Genomic DNA, 22,234 nt, shown 5'->3' on the forward strand with positions numbered 1-22,234 from the left:
GAGTGGACGGCGAGTTGGTGGCAGGAATGTCAGTCGGGGGCCAGCGGGAGCACGGCGGTGGCGGCCAGGCCCCCCGAGGCGGCACGGCCGAGGTCCAGTCGGCCGCCGGAGGCCCGCAGCAGGGACAGGGCGATCGACAGTCCCAGCCCACTGCCCTCGCGCCCGGCACCCGCCGCCCCGCGCCAGAACGGGCGCCCGGCGACGGCGAGTTCCGCGTCTGTCATGCCGGGCCCCCGGTCCGTGACGCCGACGCGCACCTGCGCCCCGTCGACGCGCACGGCACAGGTGACGGCGGTGCCCGGCGGGCTCGCCCGCACCGCGTTGTCGAGCAGGACGTCCAGGGCGTGTTCCAGCGCGCCGTGCGCCTGAAGGGCCGTCGCCGCGGTCCCGGTGACGTCGATGCGGACGTCCCGCGCGTCGGCGAGCACACTCCAGGCGTCCGCCCGGGCGGCGGCGACGTCGAGCACCTCGACCGGCTCGGGCGGCGGCTCCCGCCCCGCGGCACCCCAGTCCAGGATCTGGTTCAGCGACGTGGCCAGCCGGTCCACCTCGCCCAGCACACCGGCGAGTTCGCCGAGGTCGGGCCGGCGCTCGGCGAGCATCTGAAGCCGCAGCCGGATCGACGACAGCGGCCCGCGCAGCTGGTGCGCGGCGGCGGCCGCGAGCCCGTACGGGCTCGCGGCCACGTCGAGCCCGAGGTCCTGACCACCGTACGGACGTACCCCCGCGTCGTCCGGACGGCCGGCCACCTCGTGCGGCAGGACGCTCCCCGCCTGACTGCTCCCGCTCATCGCTCGGCCCCGGCGCCCAGGGCCGTCGGCACGGTCAGCCGGTAGCCCACACCGCGGACCGTCTCGATCCAGTGGGTGCTGCCGAGCTTGCCGCGCAGGGAGCCGACATGGACGTCGAGCGTGCGGGTGGAGCCGAACCAGTTCTCGTCCCACACCCGGGCCATGATGTCCTCGCGCTGCATGACCGTGCCGGGCTCCTCCAGAAGCATCGCGAGCAGGTCGAACTCCTTCCGGGTGACCCGGATCTCGTCGTCGTCGATGAAGACCCGGCGGGTGCGCGTGTCCAGCCACAGCGGACCCGCCCGTAACCGGTCCTGGGCCGCGTCCGGCTCCCCGGCCGGCTCCTGCGGGGTACGGCGGGGGCGGGTCTCCTGCACGGGCAGCGGCGCGAAGTCGGCGGCCGCGCCCTCCTGGGACCGCCCGCAGCAGCAGGCGCTGCGGCGCAGCACCGCCTCGATGCGGGCCAGCAGTTCATGCCGGCTGAAGGGCTTGGGCACGAAGTCGTCGGCCCCGGCGTACAGGGCTGTCACGCGGTCGAGTTCATGGTGGCTGCCGCTGAGCACGACGATGGGCACACAGGAGTTCTCCCGGATGCGCCGGCACACCTCGTGCCCGGCGAGGTCGGGCAGGCTCAGGTCGAGCAGGACGAGCTTGGTGCCCGACAGACTCGCCAGGGCGCTGGTACCGGTGTCGCTGCGGCGGGTCTCGTGGCCGTGCAGATGCAGCATCTGCTGAAGTGCCTCGGCCATCCCGTCATCGTCCTCGACTACCAGTACGTCCATCGCGCTCACGCTCCTCTCAAGGGTTCAAGGGCTTCGTACGCATGACCGGAGTCCTTGAGGTTGCTGAGCGGGCGCGACGGACGTCAACATTCCGCCAGACCGTGCGCGAAACCGTGCGCTTGACCGGATGTTTCGTGACAGAGCCCTGCCATGGCGGGCGGCACGAGCGGCCCGGTTGCCACGGACGGTGCGGATACGGACCGGCACCTTGTCATGGCACTGGGAAGATCACCGCGGTGCGCCCTGCGTCAGGCGGCCCGACCGGCGGCTTCGGACCGGGTACCCCGGTCGGGGTGTGGCGGGTGGGCGGGGCGCCGGGGTGGCAGAGGGCGAGCGAGACCCCGTGGCGGGCGCCGGGGTGGCAGCCTGCGAGCGGGGCTACGCGGCGCGCGCCGGCACCTTGGCGCTGGAAGACACCGCTCTGCGCCCCGCGTCACGCGGCCCGGCCGGCCGCTTCGGGCCGGGTGTCCCGGCCCGGGTGCAGCAGGTCGGTGAGGGCGCCGGGGTGGCAGACGGCGAGGGAGGTCCCGTGGCGGGCGCCGGTGGTGGCGAGCCGGCCGCGGGTGGCGGCGACCGAGCCGAAGGCCCGCCCGACGGCGGCGGGCACCGAGGCGCCGGCGACGGCCTGATACGGATCGGCGTCCACGGCCAGCACGAAGAACTCCAGGGGCAGGCGCGAGGTGGCCCGGTCCAGGTGGGTGGCACCGCTGACCGCGTCCGCGACCGTCTCCCGGGCGGCCTGCGCGGACTGTCCGCCCAGCAGACCCCGCTCCCCGCCCCCGGGGCAGTGCACCACCCCGTCCAGCCCCCCGAAGGCCCGCAGCGCGGTCTGCACGGCGACCCGGACGTCCGGGTACCGGCTCACCCGCCCACCGGCCCGCACCAACGCCCCGCGATCTGTGCCGACGGTGCGGGGCCGTTCCGGCTCGGTATCCGGGTCCGCCCCGAACAGCACGACACACGCCCCGAGTTCGCGCACCAGCCGGTGTGCGAGGTGCTCTCCCGACCCGTCCGGACCCGCCCCGACCAGGTACCGGCCGCCCCGCCGCGGCACCGCCGAAGCGGCCGGACCGGCGCCGTCGTGGGCGCGCAGGCCCCGGACCTCGCGGCCGGAGCCGGTGTAGCGGACCTCGGCCAGACCCGGCCGGGGCAGGGCGAGTTCGGCGCGGGCCACGTGGAAGGGGTCCCGGGCCCAGCCAGGCAGCGCCTCCACCCGCACCGACACCGCGCTCAGCCGGCCGTCCTCCACCCCGGCGACCTGCGCCACCGCACCGAGCGCGGCCGAGAGTTCGGGCCGGGCCCGGCCGGTGACCAGGAACGCCAGCCGCACCGGGTGGGGGCCGGTGGAGCAGCTCAGCGCCCGCAGCAGCGGCAGCACCAGATCGGCGGCGTGCTCGGCGCTGGTCGTGGCGGCGGGCAGGTCGACGACGATGCCGCGCGGGAACCGCCCGGCCTCCCGCAACTCGCCCAGACGCGTCGACCAGGACAGCGCGCTGCCCGTCACATCGCGGCCGACCCGGACGGTGCGCACCGAACCCGGCACCCAGGCACGGCCGTTGTCCCGGCCGTCGATCACGAGCAGCATCCGCTCGACGGGCAGCACCGGGGGAGTGCGCGGATGCGTGGCGGCGGGCACCCACACGGCGCGGTGGCGCACCGACCCCGAGGCACCGCCCAGGGGCGGCCGGTCCACCGCCGACATGCTCGCGTCCATCGCTCCACCCCGTCGTCGTGGTCGGTGATCACAGCCGCGGCGGTGATCACATCGGGTCCTGCAGTCAGCATCGGCGGTGTCACGACAGCCCGACGGCACGGCTGTGTCAGCTGCGCCGCACCGGTACGTCAACATTCCGCAAGCCCGCACCTGATCGGCCCGCCGCACCGCTGGCCAACCCCATGCCTGCCGTTGCGGCTCCTCTGTACTTGAGCTGACCGGGAGCTGGCACGACGTTGCCTACCGTGGCTGAAACCGTACGAGGCTTGAATCCCGGCTGATGTGGAGGTGAGTCATGCGTCAGGCTTCAGCCGACCTGTTGAACCCACACGCGCCAGCACGCCACGAGGTGTTCGACGCCGACGCCCGCGCCGCTCCGGCGGCGCACACGGCTTGGCGTGTCCTGATCGTCGACGCCCGCGCCGAGGACGCGGCACCGCTGGCCGAGGCGCTGCGCCGGCACGGGCACCACGTCGAGCGCGCCCGCAACGGCTATGCCGCGCTGGAGACCTACGGCGAGGCCGACGTCGACATCGTCCTGCTCGACCCCGACCTGCCCGACGTGGACGGCCTTCAGGTGTGCCGTCAGCTGACCGCGTCCGGCCGTACCGCCGTCGTCGTGCTCAGCGCCCGCGGCGGCGAACTCGACGTCGTGCTCGGCCTCCAGGCCGGTGCCGACGACTACCTGGTCAAACCGCGCGGCGTCAGAGAACTGCTGGCCCGCATCGAGGCCGTGATGCGCCGGGTGCAGCCGCGCATCGAGCGCCGCGTGCTGTCGTTCGGGGCCCTGCGCATCGACGCGGCGCTGCGCGAGGTCCGCCTGGGCGGCCGCACCATCGCCGTCACCCGCAAGGAGTTCGACCTGCTGTACCTGCTGGCGTCGCGGCCCGAGACGGTCGTCACCCGCGAGCAGCTGCTGCGCGAGGTGTGGGCCGACTCCTGGTCGCGGCGCACCGTCGACACGCATGTGAGCAGCCTGCGCACCAAGCTCGGCTCCCGCGACTGGATCATCACCGTCCACGGGGTGGGTTTCCGGATCGGCCGGGCCTGAACGCCCGCGGTCCCGCCTTTTCCCGCATTCCGGCACCGCGATTTCTTCCGTCCATCTTCGTCACCCATCTTCGTTCATCCATCTTCTTCCACCCATCGTCCGCATCCGAAGGCGTACGTCCATGGCGTGCGCCTTTCCGGGTGCGGGGCAGCAAAGGTGACATTTTTTCATCGCCCACGGGGGATTCGAATGAACCGAATGAACCTGCCAGAAATGACGTCCGCCGCCGCCTCCCGCCCGCGCTGCGAGGGCGACGACTGCCGCAGGCGGACGAGCGCACCGGTCGAGTGCGCGGCGCCCCGCCTGCGCCTGTGCCGGTCGTGTCTGCACCTGCTCGTCGCCCGCCTGCGCCAACTGCCCGCGCTGCACACCGAACTGGAGCAGGTCCTCGGCGGCCGCTCCGGCGGCGGCGAGCGGCAGGAGCGCACCAGCGGCGGGCCGGTCCCCTCCGGTCTGCCGTTCAACGCCGCGGCCGCCGACGTCCGCGCGGAGATCACCGCCACCCTGAGCTCCTGGAGCGGCCTGGTCGTCACCGAGCGCCGGGTGCCCGCCCCGCGGCGCGACGTCGCCGCCCTCGCCGTGCTGCTGGTCCGGCACGCCGACTGGCTCGCCGCCCACCCGGCCGCCGCCGACGCCAGCCGTGAGGTGGCGCGCCTGGTCCGGGCCGCGCACCGGGTGGCCCGCGGCGAACCGGCGCGCCGGGTGAGCATCGGCCCGTGCGTGGCGCCGGGCTGCACCGGCCGGCTCAGCGCGGAGCTGCGCGGCCGAGGGGCCCCCGCCGGCATCCGGTGCGACGCGGACGCCGCGCACGCCTGGCCGGGCCGGCTGTGGACCGAGCTGCGCCGCGCGATGCGCGATCAGAGCGAGGGTGAGAGCGAGGGCGGCGGGTCGCAGGAGCGCTGGCTGACCGCCTCCGACGTCGCCAGGCTCTGGGGCACGCCCACCGGCACCGTCTACCGCCTGGCCAGCGAGCAGGGCTGGCGCCGGCGGTCGCGGCAGGGCCGCACGTACTACGCGGAGGCGGACGTCCACGCGTGTTTCGCGCGCCGCCGCTCCACCCAGGGCGCGACCGGAATCTGACGGTCCGCCGGATTCCCTTGAAGAATTTCTGACATGGATCTGCACGAATACGCGTTGTTATTCACCCGGTGAGCGAAGAAGCTGTAAGTGAGGATCCGGTGAACTGCGCACGGGGCGCGGAGAATTCAACAATTCCCGTTTAAGCCCTCCCGGATTCCATCAGGAAATTCCCTCCGGCGGCTGTCACCGCCTTTTCCAGCCAGGGAGAGAGCCCATGCACAGCACTTTGATCGTGGCGCGGATGGACCCCGGGTCCAGTGGTGACGTGGCCCGGGTGTTCCAGGAGTTCGACGGCACCGAGATGCCGCACCTCATGGGGACCCGGCGGCGGCAGCTCTTCGCCTACCGAGGCCTGTACTTCCACCTTCAGGACTTCGACGACGACCACGGCGGCGAGGCCATCGAGCAGGCCAAGACCCACCCGCTGTTCGTGAAGGTCAGCGACGACCTCAAGCCCTTCATCGAGGCGTACGACCCGGCGACCTGGCGCTCCCCCGCGGACGCGATGGCCCGGCGTTTCTACCAGTGGACCCCGTCCTCGTGACGCACTTCCCCAGGAAGGGAGCGACGTCCTGATGGGACGCCAAGTAGTGATCACCGGCATCGGTGTGGTGGCACCCGGCGGTATCGGCACCAAGGACTTCTGGAACCTGCTCAGCACCGGCCGCACCGCGACCCGCACCATCACCTCCTTCGACGCCACCCCGTTCCGCTCACGGGTGGCCGCCGAGATCGACTTCGAACCCGAACTGCACGGCCTGAGCCCGCAGGAGGTGCGGCGCATGGACCGCGCCGCCCAGTTCGCCGTCGTCACCACCGCCGAGGCCCTCGCCGACTCCGGCCTGGCCCTCGCCGACCTCGACCCGCACCGCACCGGAGTGACGGTCGGCAGCGGGGTCGGCGCCACCATGGCCCTGGACCGCGAGTACCGCATCGTCTCCGACGGCGGCCGCCTGGACCTGGTCGACCACCGCTACGCGGTGCCGCACCTGTACGACTACTTCGTCCCCAGCTCCTTCGCGAGCGAGGTCGCCTGGAAGGTGGGCGCCGAGGGCCCCGCCGCGGTCGTCTCCACCGGCTGCACCTCGGGCCTGGACTCGGTCGGCTACGCCACCGAGCTGATCCGCGAGGGCAGCGCGGACGTGATGTTCGCCGGTGCCGCGGCCGCCCCCATCTCGCCCATCACGGTGGCCTGCTTCGACGCCATCAAGGCCACCACCCCCCGCAACGACGACCCCGAGCACGCCTCGCGGCCCTTCGACCGCACCCGCAACGGCTTCGTCCTCGGTGAGGGCGCCGCCATGTTCGTGCTGGAGGAGCGCGAGCGGGCCGAGGCGCGCGGGGCGTACATCTACGCCGAGATCGCCGGCTTCGCCACCCGCTGCAACGCCTTCCACATGACCGGGCTGCGGCCCGACGGGCTGGAGATGGCCGAGGCGATCCGGCTCGCGATGGACGAGGCGCGCATCAACCCCGAGCAGGTCGACTACATCAACGCCCACGGCTCGGGCACCAAGCAGAACGACCGCCACGAGACCGCGGCGTTCAAGCACAGCCTCGGCGACCACGCCTACCGGACCCCCGTCAGCTCCATCAAGTCGATGGTCGGGCACTCGCTCGGCGCGATCGGCTCCCTGGAGATCGCCGCCTCGGTCCTCGCCATCGAGAACAACGTGGTCCCGCCGACGGCCAACCTCCACGAACCCGACCCCGAGTGCGACCTCGACTACGTGCCGCTGACCGCCCGCGAACAGCGCACCGACACCGTGCTGAGCGTCGGCAGCGGCTTCGGCGGGTTCCAGAGCGCCATGGTGTTGCGGAGGGCAGCATGAGCACCCCGACCACCACGGCCGTCAAGGACACCCCGGCCACCGCCACCGCCCGCGTCGTCGTCACCGGACTCGGCGTCACCGCCCCCAACGGCCTGGGCACCGACGACTTCTGGGCCGCCACCGTCGAGGGCCGCAGCGGCATCGCCGAGATCGCCCGCTTCGACGCCTCCGGCTACCCCGCCCGCCTGGCCGGCGAGATCCCCGGCTTCCGCGCCGAGGACCACCTGCCGGGCCGGCTGCTGCCGCAGACCGACCACATGACCCGCCTCGCCCTGGTCGCCGCCGACTGGGCCCTCGCCGACGCCGGCGTCACCCCCGAGGAGTGGGCGCCCTTCGACATGGGCGTGGTCACCGCCGCCTCCTCCGGCGGCTTCGAGTTCGGCCAGCGCGAACTCAAGGCGCTGTGGAGCCAGGGCGGCCAGTACGTCAGCGCGTACCAGTCCTTCGCCTGGTTCTACGCCGTCAACACCGGCCAGATCTCCATCCGGCACGGCATGCGCGGCCCCTCCGGTGTCGTCGTCTCCGACCAGGCGGGCGGCCTCGACGCCCTCGCGCAGGGCCGGCGGATGATCCGCAAGGGCAGCAAGCTGATCGTCTCCGGCGGCGTCGACGGCTCCCTGTGCCCCTGGGGGCACGTCGCCCAGCTCGCCGGCGGACGCCTGTCCACCGGCGACGACCCCGGCCGCGCCTACCTGCCCTTCGACCTGGAGGCGGCCGGCCATGTGCCCGGCGAGGGCGGCGCCCTGCTCATCCTCGAGGACGCCGACGCGGCACAGGCCCGCGGGGCCCGGATCTACGGCGAACTCGCCGGATACGCGGCCACCTTCGACCCGCCGCCCGGCACCGGCCGCGAGCCGGGCCTGGAGCGGGCCATCCGGATCGCGCTCGCCGACGCCCAGACCGCACCCGGTGACGTCGACGTGGTCTTCGCGGACGCCGCCGCGATCCCCCAGCTCGACCGGGCCGAGGCCGACGCGGTGACCGCGGTCTTCGGCCCCGAGGCGGTCCCTGTGACCGCCCCGAAGACGATGACCGGACGGCTGCTGTCCGGCGCCGCCTCGCTGGACGTGGCCACGGCCCTGCTGAGCATCCGGGACGGCGTGATCCCGCCCACCGCCCACGTCACCCCGGACCCGGCCTACCGCCTGGACCTGGTCACCGGCGAGGCGCGGACCGCCCGGGTGGACACCGCCCTGGTCCTCGCCCGCGGATACGGCGGGTTCAACTCCGCCATGGTCGTGCGCCGGAGCGGGCAGTGACCGCCGGCCGCGCCCCGACACACACGGCACCGACAACGTCCGAAGAGAGGGTGGCGCGTATGCCCAGCAAGGTCATGGCCCAGGGCCAGGCCAAGAGGTCCGACAACGTCCAGCACTGCGACGTCTTCATCCTGGGATCGGGCCTGGCCGGCTCGGTCGCCGGGGCGATCCTGGCCCGCCAGGGCGCCAAGGTGGTCCTCGTCGACGCCGGCCAGCACCCCCGGTTCGCCGTGGGGGAGTCGATGACCCCGCAGCTCATCGAATGGCTGCACATCCTCAAGTCGCGCTTCGACGTGCCCGAGCTCGGCCATCTCCTCAGCGCCAAGGCGGTCGCCGACAACATCGGCCCGCACCACGGCAAGAAGCAGAGCTTCGGGTTCATCAAGCACGAGGAGGGCCGGGAGCCGGACCCGGAGCAGGCGACGATGTTCGTCATCCCCAAGGTCCTCACCGACGCCAGCCACCTGTTCCGCCAGGACAGCGACCAGTACTACTTCAACGTCGCCGCCAAGTACGGCTGCGTCACCCGGCAGAACTGGTTCGCCACCGACCTCGACTTCGACGACGACGGCGTCACCGTCACCGGCAAGAACGGCGAGGTCTTCCGCGCCAAGTACCTCATCGACGCGAGCGGCTTCCGCTCCCCGCTGGCGGAGAAGTTCGCCCTGCGCGAGCAGCCGGCCCGCTTCAAGCACCACGCCCGCTCGATGTTCACGCACTACATCGGCGTCAAGCCCTTCGACGACGTCTCCCACCACCCGGTCAGCAAGCGCCCGCCCGCCCAGTGGCACGGCGGCACCCTGCACCACCTCATCGAACGCGGCTGGTTCTGGATCATCCCGTTCGACAACGTCAAGGGCTCCAAGAACCCGATGTGCTCGGTCGGCATCACCATGGACGAGCGCACCTACCCCAAGCCCAAGGACATCACCCCGGACGAGGAGTGGCGGCGCTTCCTCGACACGTACCCGGCCGTCAAACGGCAGTTCGTCGGCGCCAAGCGGGTGCGCGAGTGGGTCTCCACCGACCGCCTGCAGTACTCCTCCAGCCGCTCGATCGGCCCCCGCTGGTGCCTGATGTCGCACGCGGCCGGCTTCCTGGACCCGCTGTACTCGCGCGGCCTGTCCAACACCTTCGAGGTGGTGTACTCGCTGTGCACGCGCATCCTCCAGTCGGTCAAGGACGACGACTGGTCGGTGGAGCGCTTCGAGTACGTCGAGCAGCTGGAGCGCGGTCTGCTCCAGTACAACGACGACCTCGTCAACGCCTCCTACATCTCCTTCTCCCACTTCCGGCTGTGGAACGCGGTGTTCAGGGTGTGGGGCGGCTTCCTCACCCCCGGCGTCATGCGCCTGCACCGGGCCCGCGCCCAGTACGAGCTCACCGGCGACGAACAGCACCTGAAGGAGCTGGAGAACACCCCCTACCCGGGCCTGTGGTGGCCGCACGACGAGTTCAAGAAGATCCTCGAACTGACCGCGGAGGTCTGCGAGAAGTACGAGATCGGCGAACTCGACGGCGACACCGCGGCGGACACGATCTTCGCGGCGCTGCGCGAGTGCGAGGGCCTGAACCCGGTGTTCGGCTGGAAGGACGACGAGTCCACCCGCTTCGTGTACCCGACCACGGCGATGGTCGCCAAGTTCATGAACTGGTCGCTGCGCAAGGCCCCCCAGGGCGAGATGCGCGACATCGCCCGCTCCCTGGTGAGCAGCGGCCTGCGCTCGGCGCTCAAGGGCAACAAGGCGCTCTAGGAAGGACGGCCATGTCCCAGACCACCGCACGAGACGAGGACAAGGCGGCACTGTCCTCCTGGTCCTCCACCCGCCCCCAGATGGAGAACACCAACCCGCTGGTGCAGGCGTTCACCCGCTTCAACGTCTACCTGTACTCCAAGCCGCCGAACAAGTACGTCAAGAAGGTCAACAAGTCCTTCCTGCACCTGCACCTGTTCCTGTACCGCACGTCCCGCGGGAAGATCATGGGGCACTTCGGCCGGCTGGACGCGATGCTGCTGACCACCACCGGCCGCAAGACCGGCCTCAAGCGCACCCTGCCGGTCGGCTACGTCTACGACAACGGCCGCTACATCGTCTGCGCCGCCCCCGGCCACTTCGACGTGCCCGGCGGCCCGCAGGCCAGCCACCCCGCCTGGTACCACAACGTGCGGGCCACCCCGCAGGTGAGCGTGGACATCGGCCCCGAGCAGTTCCCCGCCACCACCCGCATCCTCACCGGCGAGGAACGCGACCGCAGGTGGCGCGAGTTCTGCGAGGTCTTCCCGTTCATCGCGGAGTTCCAGAAGCGCGCCAGCCGCCCCATCCCGGTCATCGAGATCACCCCGGACGACCTCGACCCCGAACACCTCTGAGAGAGGCGACCATGAAGATCCAGGCGTTGGACGAGTCCACCCCCCTCATGAAGCAGTTCCAGTCGCAGACCGGCCCGATCACCCTGGTCAACGTCTTCGACGTCCCCGAGGACCTCTACGACGAGTTCCTGAAGATCTGGCAGGAGGACGCCGCGTACATGAAGGGCAGCCCAGGCTGCATCCAGACCCAGCTCCACAAGGGCATCGCCGGCTCCCGCCTGCTGGTCAACGTGGCCGTGTGGGAGTCCACCGAGGCCCTGTTCGCCGCCTTCAGCAAGCCCGAGTTCCAGCAGTCCGCCGCCAAGTACCCCGACGGCATCACGGCCTACCCGCACATCTACGAGAAGGTCGCCGTCGAGGGCATCTGCGTCGCCTGACCGGCCCGCCCCGCGCCTGACCGCCGTACGCCCCAAGGCCATACGGCGGTCGACGCGCCCCTCTCACCCGCCTTCTCAAGGAGTACGCCGTGAGCGGCACCGCACCCACCTCGGACCTCACCGGATGGAGCCGGCGCTCCTTCACCGGCGGCCCCGTCACCCACGACGTGTACGAGAAGGGGACGGGGCCCGGCGTGGTCCTGGTACCGGAGATCCCCGGCATCACCCCCGAGGTGCTGGGCCTGGCCGAGCACCTGGTCCAGGAGGGGTTCACGGTCGCCGTCCCCTCCCTGTTCGGCACCCCCGGCCGCGCGGACTCGCCGCCCTACACCCTGGGTGTGGCGGCGCGACTGTGCGTGTCGGCGGAGTTCCGGGCCTTCGCCGTCAACGCCCGCCGGCCCGTCGCCGACTACCTGCGCCACCTCGCCCGCGACCTGGCCGCCCGCACCCCCGGGCCCGGTGTGGGCGTGATCGGCATGTGCTTCACCGGCGGGTTCGCGCTCGCCGCCGCCGTCGACCCGGTCGTCCTCGCCCCGGTCGTCAGCCAGCCCTCCGTGCCCTTCCCGACAAGCCGCGGCCGCAAGGCCGACCCGGGGCTCGCGGGGGACGAACTCGACGCCGTCGCCGCCCGGACCCGCGGCGAGGGCCTGTGCGTCCTCGGACTGCGCTTCAGCAAGGACGCCATCTCCCCGGCCGAGCGGTTCGGCGCGCTGAGGGCCCGGCTCGGGGACGCCTTCGAGGTCATCGAACTCGACTCCGCTCCCGGCAACGCGGGCGGCTTCGCCAAGAGCGCCCACTCCGTGCTGACCGCGGAGGTGCGCGAGACGCCGGGCCACCAGGCCCTGGCCGCCCGCCGACGTGTCGTCGCCTTCCTGCGGGAACGCCTCACCCCCGCCGCCCGAATGTGACGTGCGTCACACCTCCGGCGCGGCATGTCACACCCGAGCCCGACCCGCCCTCTTGGGTGCACCGCCACACAAACGTGCGCGCCTGACGCCGCGACAAGGAGAGGAACATGACTCGAGAACGGCAGACAAACCCGTGGGCGGTTCTGAGCGTCCTGTGCCTGGGGTTCGTGATGACCCTGGTCGACCTGACGATCGTGAACATCGCCATCCCGGACATGACCGACGACCTCGGCGCGTCACTGGACAAGATCCTGTGGGTCGTCAACGCCTACACCCTGGTGCTCGCCACCCTGATCATCACCGCCGGGCGCCTGGGTGACATCCGGGGCAAGGGCAACCTCTTCCTGACCGGCGTGGCCCTGTTCACCCTCGCCTCCCTGGCCTGCGGTCTGGCCCAGGACCCCGCCCAGCTCATCGCGTTCCGCGCGCTGCAGGGCGTGGGCGCGGCGATGCTGATGCCGCAGACGCTGTCGATCATCACCGACGTCTTCCCGCCGGAGAAGCGCGGCGCCGCCTACGGCGTGTGGGGCGCGGTCGCCGGCGTCTCCGGAGCCATCGGCCCGACACTGGGCGGCCTGCTGGTCACCCACCTGGACTGGCGGTGGGTGTTCTTCGTCAACATCCCCGTCGGCCTGCTGGTGCTGGTCCTCGGCTTCCGGCTCATCCCCAAGAACGTCCGGGTGGTCAAGCACCACTTCGACCTGATCGGCACGATCCTCGCCTCCGCGGCCCTGTTCTGCCTGGCCTTCGGCCTCATCGAGGGCGAACGCTACGAGTGGAACGGCTGGATCAAGGCCCTGCTCGCCGGCTCCGCCGTCCTGATCGCCGCGTTCCTGCTGTACGAGCGCGGCCAGCAGGACAACGAACCGCTGCTGCCGTTCTCCCTGTTCAAGGACCGCAACTTCTCCGTCGTCAACCTCGTCGGCATCGCGGTGTCCTTCGGCGTCCTCGGCATCCTGCTGCCGACCACGATCTACCTCCAGTCCGTGCTGGGCTTCAGCCCGATCAAGACCGGCCTGGTCCTGGTGCCCCTCGCGCTCGGCTCGATGTTCACGGCCGGCCCGGCCGGCATCATGTCGGAGAAGTTCGGCGGCAAGTACATCCTGACCGCGGGCCTGTCGATGTTCGGCATCGGCATCACCTGGATCTTCCTGGTCGCCGACACCAACAGCTCCTGGACCGCGTTCGTCGGCCCGCTCTTCGTCGCCGGTCTCGGCGCCGGCTGCACCTTCGCCCCGATGGGCGCCGAGGTCATGCGCAACGTGCCGCCCCAGCTCACCGGCGCCGCCTCCGGCGTCAACAACGCGCTGCGCCAGGTCGGGTCGGTCCTCGCCGGCGCCGTCATCGGCGCGGTGCTCCAGGCCAAGCTGGTCTCCGCGCTGCGCGAAGAGGCCGCCACCGCCGCCAAGACCCTGCCCGAGGACTACCGCTCCGACTTCGTCTCCGGGTTCGCCGACGGCGCCCAGCACGTCGAGGTCGGCACCCAGCAGGGCGCCTCACTGCCCAACGGCGTGCCGCAGGACGTCGCCCACACCATCCAGGAACTCGCCGCCAAGGTCTTCCACCAGGGCTTCGTCGACGCCCTCCAGCCCACCATGCTGGTGCCCGCCCTCACGATGTTCGCCGGCGCGGCCCTGTGCCTGGCCCTCAAGGGCGGGCCGACCCCGTCCGGCATGGGCCACGGCGTGCCGCCCGCCCAGCCGGAGACCGCCCCCGCCAAGGACGCCACCGCCGCGCACTGACCCGCGGGAACCACCCGCACCCGGCGCACCTCACATCCGTACGACCGACAAGCGCCCCCGGCCCCCAAAAGGGCCGGGGGCGCTTGTGTTGGGAACCGAACATGATCAGTCGTAGAACACTTCTCGCGGCCTCCGGCGGCGGCCTCGCGGTCGCCGCCCTCCGACCATCACCGGCCCTCGCCACCACCCCCTGGCAGCAGCTGCGCGCCCATCTCACCGGCACCCTCGTGCTGCCCGGCGACGCCGCCTACGCCACCGCCCGACAGCTCGAACTCCAGCAGTTCGACACCATCGCCCCGCAGGCCGTCGCGTACTGCGCGAACGCCGCCGACGTCGCCCTGTGCCTGGCCTTCGTCAAGGACCACGACCTGCCCGTCGCCGTCCGCAGCGGCGGCCACAGCATGGGCGGCTACTCCACCACCACCGGCCTGGTCGTGGACGTCTCCCGCCTCAACTCCGTGAGCCTGAACGGCACCAGGGCCACCTTCGGGCCCGGCGCCCAGAACGTCGACCTGCTGACCACGCTCGCCCCCGCCGGACGCGCCGTGGTCGTCGGCGCCGGCCCCACCGTCGCCGCCGGCGGCTTCGTGCAGGGCGGCGGCCTCGGCTTCCTGACCCGCTCCCTCGGGGTGGCCTGCGACGCGCTGACCTCCGTGACGGTCGTCCTCGCCGACGGCCGCACCGTGACCGCCTCCCCCAGCCGCCACAGCGACCTGTTCTGGGCGCTGCGCGGCGGTGGCGGCGGCAACTTCGGCGTCGTCACCTCCTACACCGCCACCACCGCCGCCGTCACCGACGTGGCCACCTCCACACTCGTCTTCGCCTACGACAAGGCGCTCGACATGCTCGACGGCTACGCCCGCTGGCTCGCCGACGCCCCCCGCGAGATAGGCGGCGCCGCCGTCATCACGCTCCCCGACGCGGCCCCCGGCGCCACCCCGGTCCCGGCGATCCGCCTGGTGTCCGACGGCACGCCCGACCGGCTCGCCGACGAGGTGGGCCGACTGCTCGCCCTGACCGGGCCGCCCGCGTCCCGCACGGACGCCGTCCTGCCCTACCGCTCGCTGATGATGGGCGTCTACGGCTGCGCCACCAGGACGGCCGAGCAGTGCCACCGCGCCGCCGACCTCCACCCCGAAGGACAGCTGACCCGGCCCGCGTTCGGCCTGGAACGCAGCCGCATGGCCAAGGCGCCCCTCGCGCGCAGCGGCTGGGCGGCGGCGCTCGCCGTGTTCGACGCGGACCGGCAGGCCGGCCAGATCCGCCAGCTGCAGGTGCTGCCCCTCGGCGGCGCCGCGGCCGACCTCTCCCGCACGGCGACCGCCTACGTGCACCGCGACAGCCTCTACACCGTCAACTACCTCGCCACCATCCCCGCCGCACCCACCGCCGAAGGACAGGCCGCCGCCCGGGTGTGGGTGGACCGCGCGTTCGCCGCGATCGACCCCTGGTCCTGCGGCGAGACCTACCAGAACTTCGTCGACCCGGCCCTGAAGGACTGGAAGCGGTCCTACTACGCCGAGAACTACCCGCGGCTCGCCGCGACCAAGGCCCTGTACGACCCGTACGGCCTGTTCACGTACGCCCAGAGCATCCGCTAGCCCCTTCACCGGGGCCTGTCTCCCCAGGGGGCGCGCATGACCGCGACACAGCCAGGTGTCCTGCCGCAGCGAACCGCCGACGTTCCCATCGACGGCAAGGTGCTGCGCAATGTGTGCGGCCTGTTCGTGACCGGCGTGACCGTGATCACCAGCGGCAGCGGCGCACAGGCGGCCGGCACCACCGTCAACTCCTTCACCTCCGTCTCCCTCGACCCGCCGCTGGTGCTGTTCTGCCTGCACAAGGCGTCCCGCCTGCGCGCGGTGGTGGAGGAGTCCGGCGCCTACACGGTCAACTTCCTCGCCGGCCGCCAAGAACCCCTCGCCTGGGCGTTCGCGGGCCGGCACACCGCGAACCTGGACGGCGTCGACCACCACTACTCCGCGGCCGGCGTGCCCGTGCTCAGCCGCGCCATGGCGTATCTGTCGTGCCGTCTGGTCAACGCCGTCGCGGGCGGCGACCACACGATCTTCATCGGTGAGGTCGCCGAACTGGGCGCACCCAGCGGCGAGTCCGAGCCACTGATCTTCTTCCGCGGTTCCATGGGCTCCCTGGAGGCCGAACAGCGCGGTACCCACCCCATGTTCGACGTCTGACCCCGCACGCAAAAAGGAGTTCTCGGATGTCCGCTGTCCAACGGCGACTGGCCCGCTTCAACCGCACCTTCGCCAACCGCTTCGTCGGACCCGTGCTGACCCGGATGCCCGGGTTCGGCGCCGTCCTGCACGTCGGACGCAAGTCCGGACGCGTCTACCGCACCCCGGTCAAGGTGTTCAGGCGCGGCCCGCACTACGTCATGTCGCTGCCCTACGGCCCCCAGTCGGACTGGGTGCGCAACACGATCGCCGCCGGCGGCTGCGAACTGCACACCCGCGGAAAGCTGATCCGCCTGGACCAGCCGCACGTGTTCACCGACCCGCGGCAGGCCGTCGTGCCCGCACCGCTGCGGCCCGTGCTGCGCCGCTTCAAGGCCTTCGACTTCATCGAACTGCGCCCCGTCGAGACCACCATCGCGCCGGTCCGGCCATGACCGCCGCCTCCTGACAGGAGACTGCTGTGCCCCACTCCGAGTGGATCACCGTCACGGCGATCGGCGGCATAGCCCTGATCCTCGCCCTGGCGACCGCGATCACCGCCCTGTGTCGCCGGGTCAGACAGCCCGCCGTGATCGGTGAGATCACCATCGGCATCTGCCTGGGACCGAGCCTGCTCGGCCTGTTCCCCGGCGACCTGCCCGACCGGATCTTCCCCGCCGAGATACGCCCGCACCTGGGCGTCGTCTCCCAGGTGGGTCTGCTGCTGTTCATGTTCATCATCGGCTGGGAGTTCAACAGCGGCGCCCTCAAGGGCCGCTTCCGCTCCACCGGCGCCATCTGGATCAGCTCGCTCGCCCTGCCCATGGCCCTCGGGGTCGGGCTCGCCTGGATGATCTACGGCTCCCACGACGTGGTGGGCGGAAAGACCGTGCCGTTCACCGAGTTCGCGCTGTACCTCGGCGTCGCCATGTCCATCACCGCCTTCCCGGTGCTCGCCCGGATCATCGCCGAGCAGGGACTGCAGTCGACCCGCGCCGGCACCCTCGCCCTCGGTCTCGCGGCCGCGGACGACGTGCTCGCCTGGTGCATGCTGGCCGTCGTGGTCGCCCTGACCACCGCCACCGGCGCCGCCGGGTTCCTGGGGGTGATGGCCTGGTCGGCCGTCTACCTCGCGGTCATGCTGTGGCTGGTGCGCCCCGTGCTCGCCACGATCAGCGACCGGCTGCGCGTCACCCACACGCAGTACGTTCCGGTGCTGCTCGCCTCCGGGGTGTTCACCTCGGCGTTCGTCACCTCGCACATCGGCATCCACGCCATCTTCGGCGCGTTCATGTTCGGCCTGGTGATGCCCCGGCGCCACGACAGCCTGCTGCACCGGGTGGCGCTGCCGCCGCTGGAGACCGTCGGCAAGCTGCTGCTGCCGGTGTTCTTCGTCGTCACCGGCCTCGCCGTGGACCTCACCACGCTGACCGCGGGCGGCGTCCTGCAGACCGTGGCCATCATCGTGGTGGCCTGTCTGGGCAAGCTCGGCGGCGTCGCCCTGTCCGCCCGGCTGACCGGTATGGACTGGCGCGACGCCACCGTGCTCGGCGTCCTGATGAACACCCGCGGTCTGACCGAACTGGTGCTGCTGAACGTGGGGTTGAGCCTCGGACTGCTGACCGTGCAGCTGTTCTCCGCGATGGTGCTCATGGCCCTGGTCACCACCGGGATCGCGGCGCCCGTCCTCAACCGCCTGCTGAAAGGCCGTCCGATGCCCCTGGTGGGGAGCGCAGCCGGCACTCCGGCCGCCGCGGAGCAGGCCGGACCCCGCGGCGACATCGCCGAAGCGGCCGCCGGCCGGGGACACGGCACCCACTGACGCCCACGGCGCTCAGGCCTCGTCCCCGGCGGACCCGGCGGACTCCGCGGACTCCGCGGGCTCCGTGGCCTCGGCGGACTCTCCCGACCGCACCCGGGCCAGCTTGTCCGGGTTGACCACGGCGTAGATGCCGCGCACCTGGTCGCTCTCGGGCGTGAGGTCCATGACCAGCACCGCGTACGGGGAGTCCTCGGAGAACACCACCGCCGAGGGGTCGCCGTTGACGTGCCGGTACTGGATGCCGATGTCCTTCGGTGTCCGGCTGGCGTAGCCCGCCAGCAGCCGGCAGACCTTCTCCCGCCCGATCACCGGCCGCAGACCCGCGGTACGGACCTTGCCGCCGCCGTCGGTCCACATGGTCACGTCCGGTGCCAGCATCTCCATCAGCAGAGCGAGGTCGCCGCCGAGAGCGGCGTCGATGAACCGCTCGGTGACCTGCTGCTGGACCTGCGGATCGGCCTGGTAGCGGGGGCGCCGCGCCTGCACGTGGGCGCGCGCCCGGTGGGCGAGCTGGCGTACCGAGGAGGGGTTGCGGTCCAGGATCCCGGCGATCTCGGCGTGCGGGTAGCCGAAGACGTCGTGCAGCACGAACACCGCCCGCTCCAGCGGCGAGAGGGTCTCGAGGACCACCATCAGCGCCATCGACACCGACTCGCTCTGCAACGCCCGGTGGGCGGGCTCCGCGGCGGCCGGCTCCTCGTCGCCGCCCCGGGTCACCAGCGGCTCCGGCAGCCAGGGACCCACGTACGTCTCGCGGCGCCGCTTGATGACCGCCTTGCGGGCCAGCGCGTGGTTGACCGCGATGCGCACGAGGTAGGCCCGGGGGTTGTCGATCTCCTCGTGCGGGGCCCGGAGCTTCTTCGCCGACCACGACAACCAGGTCTCCTGGAGCACGTCATCGGTGTCGGCGACGGTTCCGAGCAGGTTGTAGACGATCGAGAACAACAACTCGCGGTAACCGACGAAGACCTCTGTCGAGGCCTCGATCGCATCGGCCGCGGGGTCGCCTGCCTGGCTGTCGGACATGGTGCACCTCCCTGTGACGAGCTCACACCCGAGACGGCCGCGGCCCGAAAAATGTGACATCGACCCGACGAATGTGATTCAGCTCACAAATCAGGCCGCTCGTGTCACACCCGGCCACGGCAGATCCCTCTCATTCGCGAGGGCAGCCCGGGCCGCGGGGCGTGGGGAGCCCGGCCGGAAGGGGCCGGACTCCCCACTCGCGACAGCGAGTTCTCCCATCCAGCGAACCGGCCGCGGCCGGTCCCGAGAAAGGCACCCAGACCATGGCAGTCGCACAGCAGGCCCCGATCAACTTCGCCGTCATGTACGCCACCCACGACGCCTTCCGCCGCGACATGAAGCGGCTCGCCGCGGCGGTCGCCGCAGGCCGGGCCACCTCACCGCAGGTGCGCGACGGCTGGGAGAACTTCAAGCACCAGCTGCACGTGCACCACACCGTCGAGGACTCCGACCTGTGGCCGCGGGTCGCGGCCGGCGTCACCGACCGCCCGGCCGACCGGAAACTGATGGAGGAGATGGAGGCCGAGCACGCCCTCCTGGACCCGGTCCTCGCCTCCGTCGACGACGGACTGGCCCGCAACACCCCCGACCTCGCCGACCGCGTCGCCGAGCTCATCCGGGTCCTCGGCGACCACATGAAGCACGAGGAGACCGAGGCGCTGCCGCTCATCCAGGACGTCTGCACCACCAAGGACTGGGACGCCTTCCGCGGCGCGATGGCCCGCAAGCAGGGCCCCAAGGGCGCGGCCGTCTACTTCCCCTGGATCACCGACAGCCAGACCCCCGACGACCGCAAGGCGTTCCTCGACACCATGCCCGCCCCGGTGAAGGTCCTCAACAAGCTGTTCTGGGAGTCGAACTACAAGAAGCGCAACATGTGGGGCGCCTGACCCCCACGGCCCCCTGACGGGCCCCGTGACGGGCCCCCTGGAGCGCGCCCCTGCCGGCGACATCCCCCGCCCCGGCAGGGGCGTTCCCATGCCCGCAGCGCCCCGTCAGGGGCGCGGGGAACTGCGCGACCAGCCACCGCGAGCCCGCAGCCGCAAGCCGACAGAACCCCCCGAGCTCCCAGGCGCTCTCTCCTGTTCACCCTGATGCCCCTGCCAAGCCCCACCGGCAGGGGCATCGCCATGCCCACCCCACCCACCACCACCGCCGATCCCCGAAGGGACCCCCCTCATGAGCTCCTCCGCGTTCACCCTCACCGACCTCAAGCGCATCCTCCTGGAGGGCGCCGGCGCCGACGAGGGCATCGACCTGGACGGCGACATCCTCGACCTCGACTTCGAGTCCCTCGGCTACGAGTCGCTGGCCCTGCTGGAGACGGGCGGCCGCATCGAGCGCGAGTACGGCATCGCCCTGGACGACGACGTCTTCACCGACAACCGCACCCCCCGCACCCTCATCGCCGCCGTCAACGCCCTGCTGACGTCGACCGCCACCGCCGCCTGACCCACGCCCGCCACCCGGACCCAGGGAGAAGCCACCATGCAGCAGGACCAGCGCGTCGCCGTCGTCACCGGCGCCACCAGCGGAATCGGCCTCGCCGTCGCCCGGCTCCTGGCCACCGGCGGCCACCGCGTCTTCCTCGGCGCGCGCACCGCCGAGAACGTCACCAGCACCGTCAAGGAACTGCGCGAGGAGGGCCTCGACGTCGACGGAGCCGTCGTCGACGTACGCGACGCGAGCAGCGTCACCGCCTTCGTCACCGCCGCCGTGGACCGGTTCGGCACCATCGACGTGCTCGTCAACAACGCCGGCCGCAGCGGCGGCGGCGTCACCGCCGACATCGACGATGAGCTGTGGGACGACGTCGTCGACACCAACCTCACCAGCGTCTTCCGGATGACCAAGGCCGTCCTGAACGCCGGCGGCATGCGGCACAAGGACCGCGGCCGGATCATCAACATCGCCTCCACCGCGGGCAAGCAGGGCGTGGTCCTCGGCGCCCCCTACTCGGCGTCCAAGCACGGCGTCGTCGGCTTCACCAAGGCCCTCGGCAACGAGCTCGCCCCGACCGGCATCACCGTCAACGCGGTCTGCCCCGGCTATGTGGAGACCCCGATGGCGCAGCGCGTACGCCAGGGCTACGCGGCCGCCTACGACACCACCGAGGACGCCATCCTCACCAAGTTCCAGGCGAAGATCCCCCTCGGCCGCTACTCGACCCCCGAAGAGGTCGCCGGCCTGGTCGGCTACCTCGCCTCCGACACCGCCGCCTCCATCACCGCCCAGGCCCTCAACGTCTGCGGCGGCCTCGGCAACTTCTAGACCCGCCCGGGGGCGGTACGGCGGTGACCTGGCGCCCACCAGGCACGCCCACCGCACCCCGCCCCCACCCCACCCCGGAAAGGGAGTTCAGCCATGACGCTCCGCGAGGTCGAGCACACCGTCGACGTCGACGCCCCCGCAGCCGCCGTCTACCGCCTGATCGCCGAGGTGGAGAACTGGCCGCGGATCTTCCCGCCCACCCTCTACGTCGACCACGTCGAACGCGACGGCGACAGCGAGCGCATCCGCATCTGGGCCACCGCCAACGGCGAGCCGAAGAACTGGACCTCGCGCCGCACCCTGGACGCCGCCGCCCTGCGCATCACCTTCCGCCAGGAGGTCTCCACCCCGCCGGTCGCCGCGATGGGCGGCACCTGGATCATCGAGCCGCTGACCGACTCCACGTCCCGGGTACGCCTGCTGCACGACTACCGGGCCATCGACGACGACCCCAAGGGCCTGGCCTGGATCGACGAGGCCGTCGACCGCAACTCCCGCTCGGAGCTCGCGGCCCTGAAGACCAACGTCGAACTCGCCCACGCCACCGAGGACGTGACGTTCTCCTTCGAGGACTCCGTCACGATCGCGGGCTCCGCCAAGGACGCCTTCGACTTCGTCAACGAGGCCGACCGGTGGCCCGAGCGGCTGCCGCACGTGGCCACCGTCCGCTTCGAGGAGCCCGCCCCGGGCCTGCAGAGCCTGGAGATGGACACCCGCGCCAAGGACGGCTCCACGCACACCACCAAGTCGTACCGGGTGACGTTCCCGCACCAGAAGATCGCCTACAAGCAGATCACGCTGCCCGCGCTGATGACCCTGCACACCGGCTACTGGACGTTCACCGAGGACGCGGACGGCACCACCACCGCCTCCTCCCAGCACACCGTGGTCCTCAACACGCAGAACATCGCCCGCGTCCTCGGCGAGGACGCCACGGTCGCGGACGCCCGCGCGTACGTGCACGGCGCGCTGAGCACCAACAGCCGCGCCACCCTGGGCCACGCCAAGGACTACGCAGAGAACCAGCGCTGATC

At 71.8% G+C, this 22,234-nt stretch carries 22 protein-coding genes; 18 read left to right on the top strand and 4 right to left on the bottom strand.

Annotated elements, in window-relative coordinates; all coding sequences use genetic code 11:
- Positions 1 to 29: 29 nt before the first annotated feature.
- The 3 genes from ACZ56U_RS37050 to ACZ56U_RS37060 form a co-directional block, all read right to left on the bottom strand.
- On the bottom strand, positions 30 to 791 hold the full coding sequence (locus tag ACZ56U_RS37050; RefSeq protein WP_469088329.1) for a sensor histidine kinase: 762 nt from the start codon (positions 789 to 791) through the stop codon (positions 30 to 32).
- A complete protein-coding gene (locus ACZ56U_RS37055; RefSeq protein ID WP_469088330.1) occupies positions 788 to 1,573 on the bottom strand; it encodes a response regulator transcription factor in 786 nt (261 codons plus the stop codon). Before ACZ56U_RS37055 ends, ACZ56U_RS37050 begins: the two co-directional genes overlap by 4 nt.
- Positions 1,574 to 2,006: 433 nt before the next feature.
- Positions 2,007 to 3,287 carry a KR domain-containing protein gene (locus ACZ56U_RS37060; RefSeq protein ID WP_469088331.1) on the bottom strand — a complete coding sequence of 427 codons (1,281 nt, stop codon included), beginning with the start codon at positions 3,285 to 3,287 and terminating at the stop codon, positions 2,007 to 2,009.
- A 295-nt stretch (positions 3,288 to 3,582) separates the two neighbouring features.
- On the opposite strand from ACZ56U_RS37060, the gene ACZ56U_RS37065 reads away from it, so the two are divergent.
- From ACZ56U_RS37065 to ACZ56U_RS37130, 14 genes are all read left to right on the top strand, one after another.
- The gene (locus tag ACZ56U_RS37065; protein ID WP_391243438.1) at positions 3,583 to 4,338 is read left to right on the top strand and encodes a response regulator transcription factor; all 756 of its coding nucleotides are present in this window, start codon (positions 3,583 to 3,585) and stop codon (positions 4,336 to 4,338) included.
- A gap of 198 nt (positions 4,339 to 4,536) precedes the next feature.
- Positions 4,537 to 5,418: a hypothetical protein gene (locus ACZ56U_RS37070; protein ID WP_469088332.1), complete on the top strand. Its 882-nt coding sequence runs from the start codon at positions 4,537 to 4,539 to the stop codon at positions 5,416 to 5,418.
- Between the two features lie 214 nt (positions 5,419 to 5,632).
- Positions 5,633 to 5,962 (top strand): TcmI family type II polyketide cyclase, encoded by a 330-nt coding sequence (locus tag ACZ56U_RS37075; protein ID WP_391243444.1) that lies wholly within the window; start codon positions 5,633 to 5,635, stop codon positions 5,960 to 5,962.
- Between the two features lie 28 nt (positions 5,963 to 5,990).
- On the top strand, positions 5,991 to 7,250 hold the full coding sequence (locus ACZ56U_RS37080) for a beta-ketoacyl-[acyl-carrier-protein] synthase family protein (RefSeq protein WP_469088362.1): 1,260 nt from the start codon (positions 5,991 to 5,993) through the stop codon (positions 7,248 to 7,250).
- A complete protein-coding gene (locus ACZ56U_RS37085; protein ID WP_469088333.1) occupies positions 7,247 to 8,509 on the top strand; it encodes a ketosynthase chain-length factor in 1,263 nt (420 codons plus the stop codon). The genes ACZ56U_RS37080 and ACZ56U_RS37085 overlap by 4 nt, the downstream gene beginning before the upstream one ends.
- Positions 8,510 to 8,568: 59 nt before the next feature.
- Entirely contained in the window at positions 8,569 to 10,263 is a 1,695-nt protein-coding gene (locus ACZ56U_RS37090; protein ID WP_469088334.1) for an NAD(P)/FAD-dependent oxidoreductase, read from the top strand.
- Between the two features lie 11 nt (positions 10,264 to 10,274).
- Complete coding sequence (locus ACZ56U_RS37095; protein WP_469088335.1) at positions 10,275 to 10,880, top strand: nitroreductase/quinone reductase family protein; 606 nt, start codon at positions 10,275 to 10,277, stop codon at positions 10,878 to 10,880.
- Between the two features lie 11 nt (positions 10,881 to 10,891).
- On the top strand, positions 10,892 to 11,257 hold the full coding sequence (locus ACZ56U_RS37100) for an antibiotic biosynthesis monooxygenase family protein (RefSeq protein WP_469088336.1): 366 nt from the start codon (positions 10,892 to 10,894) through the stop codon (positions 11,255 to 11,257).
- 89 nt (positions 11,258 to 11,346) lie between these two features.
- Positions 11,347 to 12,165: a dienelactone hydrolase family protein gene (locus ACZ56U_RS37105; RefSeq protein WP_469088337.1), complete on the top strand. Its 819-nt coding sequence runs from the start codon at positions 11,347 to 11,349 to the stop codon at positions 12,163 to 12,165.
- Between the two features lie 107 nt (positions 12,166 to 12,272).
- Positions 12,273 to 13,907, top strand: a complete 1,635-nt coding sequence (locus ACZ56U_RS37110) for an MFS transporter (protein WP_469088338.1) — start codon at positions 12,273 to 12,275, stop codon at positions 13,905 to 13,907.
- Positions 13,908 to 14,008: 101 nt separating this feature from the next.
- Entirely contained in the window at positions 14,009 to 15,508 is a 1,500-nt protein-coding gene (locus ACZ56U_RS37115; protein WP_469088339.1) for an FAD-binding oxidoreductase, read from the top strand.
- A gap of 36 nt (positions 15,509 to 15,544) precedes the next feature.
- Positions 15,545 to 16,102, top strand: a complete 558-nt coding sequence (locus ACZ56U_RS37120) for a flavin reductase family protein (protein ID WP_469088340.1) — start codon at positions 15,545 to 15,547, stop codon at positions 16,100 to 16,102.
- A 26-nt stretch (positions 16,103 to 16,128) separates the two neighbouring features.
- Positions 16,129 to 16,536, top strand: a complete 408-nt coding sequence (locus ACZ56U_RS37125; protein WP_391243469.1) for a nitroreductase family deazaflavin-dependent oxidoreductase — start codon at positions 16,129 to 16,131, stop codon at positions 16,534 to 16,536.
- A gap of 26 nt (positions 16,537 to 16,562) precedes the next feature.
- On the top strand, positions 16,563 to 17,903 hold the full coding sequence (locus ACZ56U_RS37130; RefSeq protein ID WP_469088341.1) for a cation:proton antiporter: 1,341 nt from the start codon (positions 16,563 to 16,565) through the stop codon (positions 17,901 to 17,903).
- 12 nt (positions 17,904 to 17,915) lie between these two features.
- Here ACZ56U_RS37130 and sigJ read toward each other — a convergent pair whose 3' ends face one another.
- A complete protein-coding gene (gene sigJ / locus ACZ56U_RS37135; RefSeq protein WP_469088342.1) occupies positions 17,916 to 18,929 on the bottom strand; it encodes an RNA polymerase sigma factor SigJ in 1,014 nt (337 codons plus the stop codon).
- A gap of 263 nt (positions 18,930 to 19,192) precedes the next feature.
- Between sigJ and ACZ56U_RS37140 the strand changes: the two genes are divergently transcribed.
- The 4 genes from ACZ56U_RS37140 to ACZ56U_RS37155 all read left to right on the top strand — a co-directional run bounded on the left by ACZ56U_RS37140 (position 19,193) and on the right by ACZ56U_RS37155 (position 22,232).
- Positions 19,193 to 19,819 (top strand): hemerythrin domain-containing protein, encoded by a 627-nt coding sequence (locus tag ACZ56U_RS37140; protein ID WP_469088343.1) that lies wholly within the window; start codon positions 19,193 to 19,195, stop codon positions 19,817 to 19,819.
- 289 nt (positions 19,820 to 20,108) lie between these two features.
- Positions 20,109 to 20,381: an acyl carrier protein gene (locus tag ACZ56U_RS37145; protein ID WP_469088344.1), complete on the top strand. Its 273-nt coding sequence runs from the start codon at positions 20,109 to 20,111 to the stop codon at positions 20,379 to 20,381.
- Positions 20,382 to 20,417: 36 nt separating this feature from the next.
- Positions 20,418 to 21,200: a 3-oxoacyl-ACP reductase FabG gene (fabG, locus tag ACZ56U_RS37150; protein ID WP_391243483.1), complete on the top strand. Its 783-nt coding sequence runs from the start codon at positions 20,418 to 20,420 to the stop codon at positions 21,198 to 21,200.
- A gap of 93 nt (positions 21,201 to 21,293) precedes the next feature.
- Complete coding sequence (locus tag ACZ56U_RS37155) at positions 21,294 to 22,232, top strand: aromatase/cyclase (RefSeq protein WP_469088345.1); 939 nt, start codon at positions 21,294 to 21,296, stop codon at positions 22,230 to 22,232.
- The last annotated feature ends 2 nt before the right edge of the window (positions 22,233 to 22,234 follow it).

Source organism: Streptomyces sp. NPDC034103 (assembly GCF_055575395.1).

Excerpts from the sequence above, each read along its gene's own strand:
- ACZ56U_RS37050 (WP_469088329.1), bottom strand. The coding sequence starts at position 791 with ATGAGCGGGAGCAGTCAGGCGGGGAGCGTCCTGCCGCACGAGGTGGCC.
- ACZ56U_RS37055 (WP_469088330.1), bottom strand. The coding sequence starts at position 1,573 with ATGGACGTACTGGTAGTCGAGGACGATGACGGGATGGCCGAGGCACTT.
- ACZ56U_RS37060 (WP_469088331.1), bottom strand. The coding sequence starts at position 3,287 with ATGGACGCGAGCATGTCGGCGGTGGACCGGCCGCCCCTGGGCGGTGCC.
- ACZ56U_RS37065 (WP_391243438.1), top strand. The coding sequence starts at position 3,583 with ATGCGTCAGGCTTCAGCCGACCTGTTGAACCCACACGCGCCAGCACGC.
- ACZ56U_RS37070 (WP_469088332.1), top strand. The coding sequence starts at position 4,537 with ATGAACCTGCCAGAAATGACGTCCGCCGCCGCCTCCCGCCCGCGCTGC.
- ACZ56U_RS37075 (WP_391243444.1), top strand. The coding sequence starts at position 5,633 with ATGCACAGCACTTTGATCGTGGCGCGGATGGACCCCGGGTCCAGTGGT.
- ACZ56U_RS37085 (WP_469088333.1), top strand. The coding sequence starts at position 7,247 with ATGAGCACCCCGACCACCACGGCCGTCAAGGACACCCCGGCCACCGCC.
- ACZ56U_RS37090 (WP_469088334.1), top strand. The coding sequence starts at position 8,569 with ATGCCCAGCAAGGTCATGGCCCAGGGCCAGGCCAAGAGGTCCGACAAC.
- ACZ56U_RS37095 (WP_469088335.1), top strand. The coding sequence starts at position 10,275 with ATGTCCCAGACCACCGCACGAGACGAGGACAAGGCGGCACTGTCCTCC.
- ACZ56U_RS37100 (WP_469088336.1), top strand. The coding sequence starts at position 10,892 with ATGAAGATCCAGGCGTTGGACGAGTCCACCCCCCTCATGAAGCAGTTC.
- ACZ56U_RS37110 (WP_469088338.1), top strand. The coding sequence starts at position 12,273 with ATGACTCGAGAACGGCAGACAAACCCGTGGGCGGTTCTGAGCGTCCTG.
- ACZ56U_RS37115 (WP_469088339.1), top strand. The coding sequence starts at position 14,009 with ATGATCAGTCGTAGAACACTTCTCGCGGCCTCCGGCGGCGGCCTCGCG.
- ACZ56U_RS37120 (WP_469088340.1), top strand. The coding sequence starts at position 15,545 with ATGACCGCGACACAGCCAGGTGTCCTGCCGCAGCGAACCGCCGACGTT.
- ACZ56U_RS37125 (WP_391243469.1), top strand. The coding sequence starts at position 16,129 with ATGTCCGCTGTCCAACGGCGACTGGCCCGCTTCAACCGCACCTTCGCC.
- sigJ (WP_469088342.1), bottom strand. The coding sequence starts at position 18,929 with ATGTCCGACAGCCAGGCAGGCGACCCCGCGGCCGATGCGATCGAGGCC.
- ACZ56U_RS37140 (WP_469088343.1), top strand. The coding sequence starts at position 19,193 with ATGGCAGTCGCACAGCAGGCCCCGATCAACTTCGCCGTCATGTACGCC.
- ACZ56U_RS37145 (WP_469088344.1), top strand. The coding sequence starts at position 20,109 with ATGAGCTCCTCCGCGTTCACCCTCACCGACCTCAAGCGCATCCTCCTG.
- fabG (WP_391243483.1), top strand. The coding sequence starts at position 20,418 with ATGCAGCAGGACCAGCGCGTCGCCGTCGTCACCGGCGCCACCAGCGGA.
- ACZ56U_RS37155 (WP_469088345.1), top strand. The coding sequence starts at position 21,294 with ATGACGCTCCGCGAGGTCGAGCACACCGTCGACGTCGACGCCCCCGCA.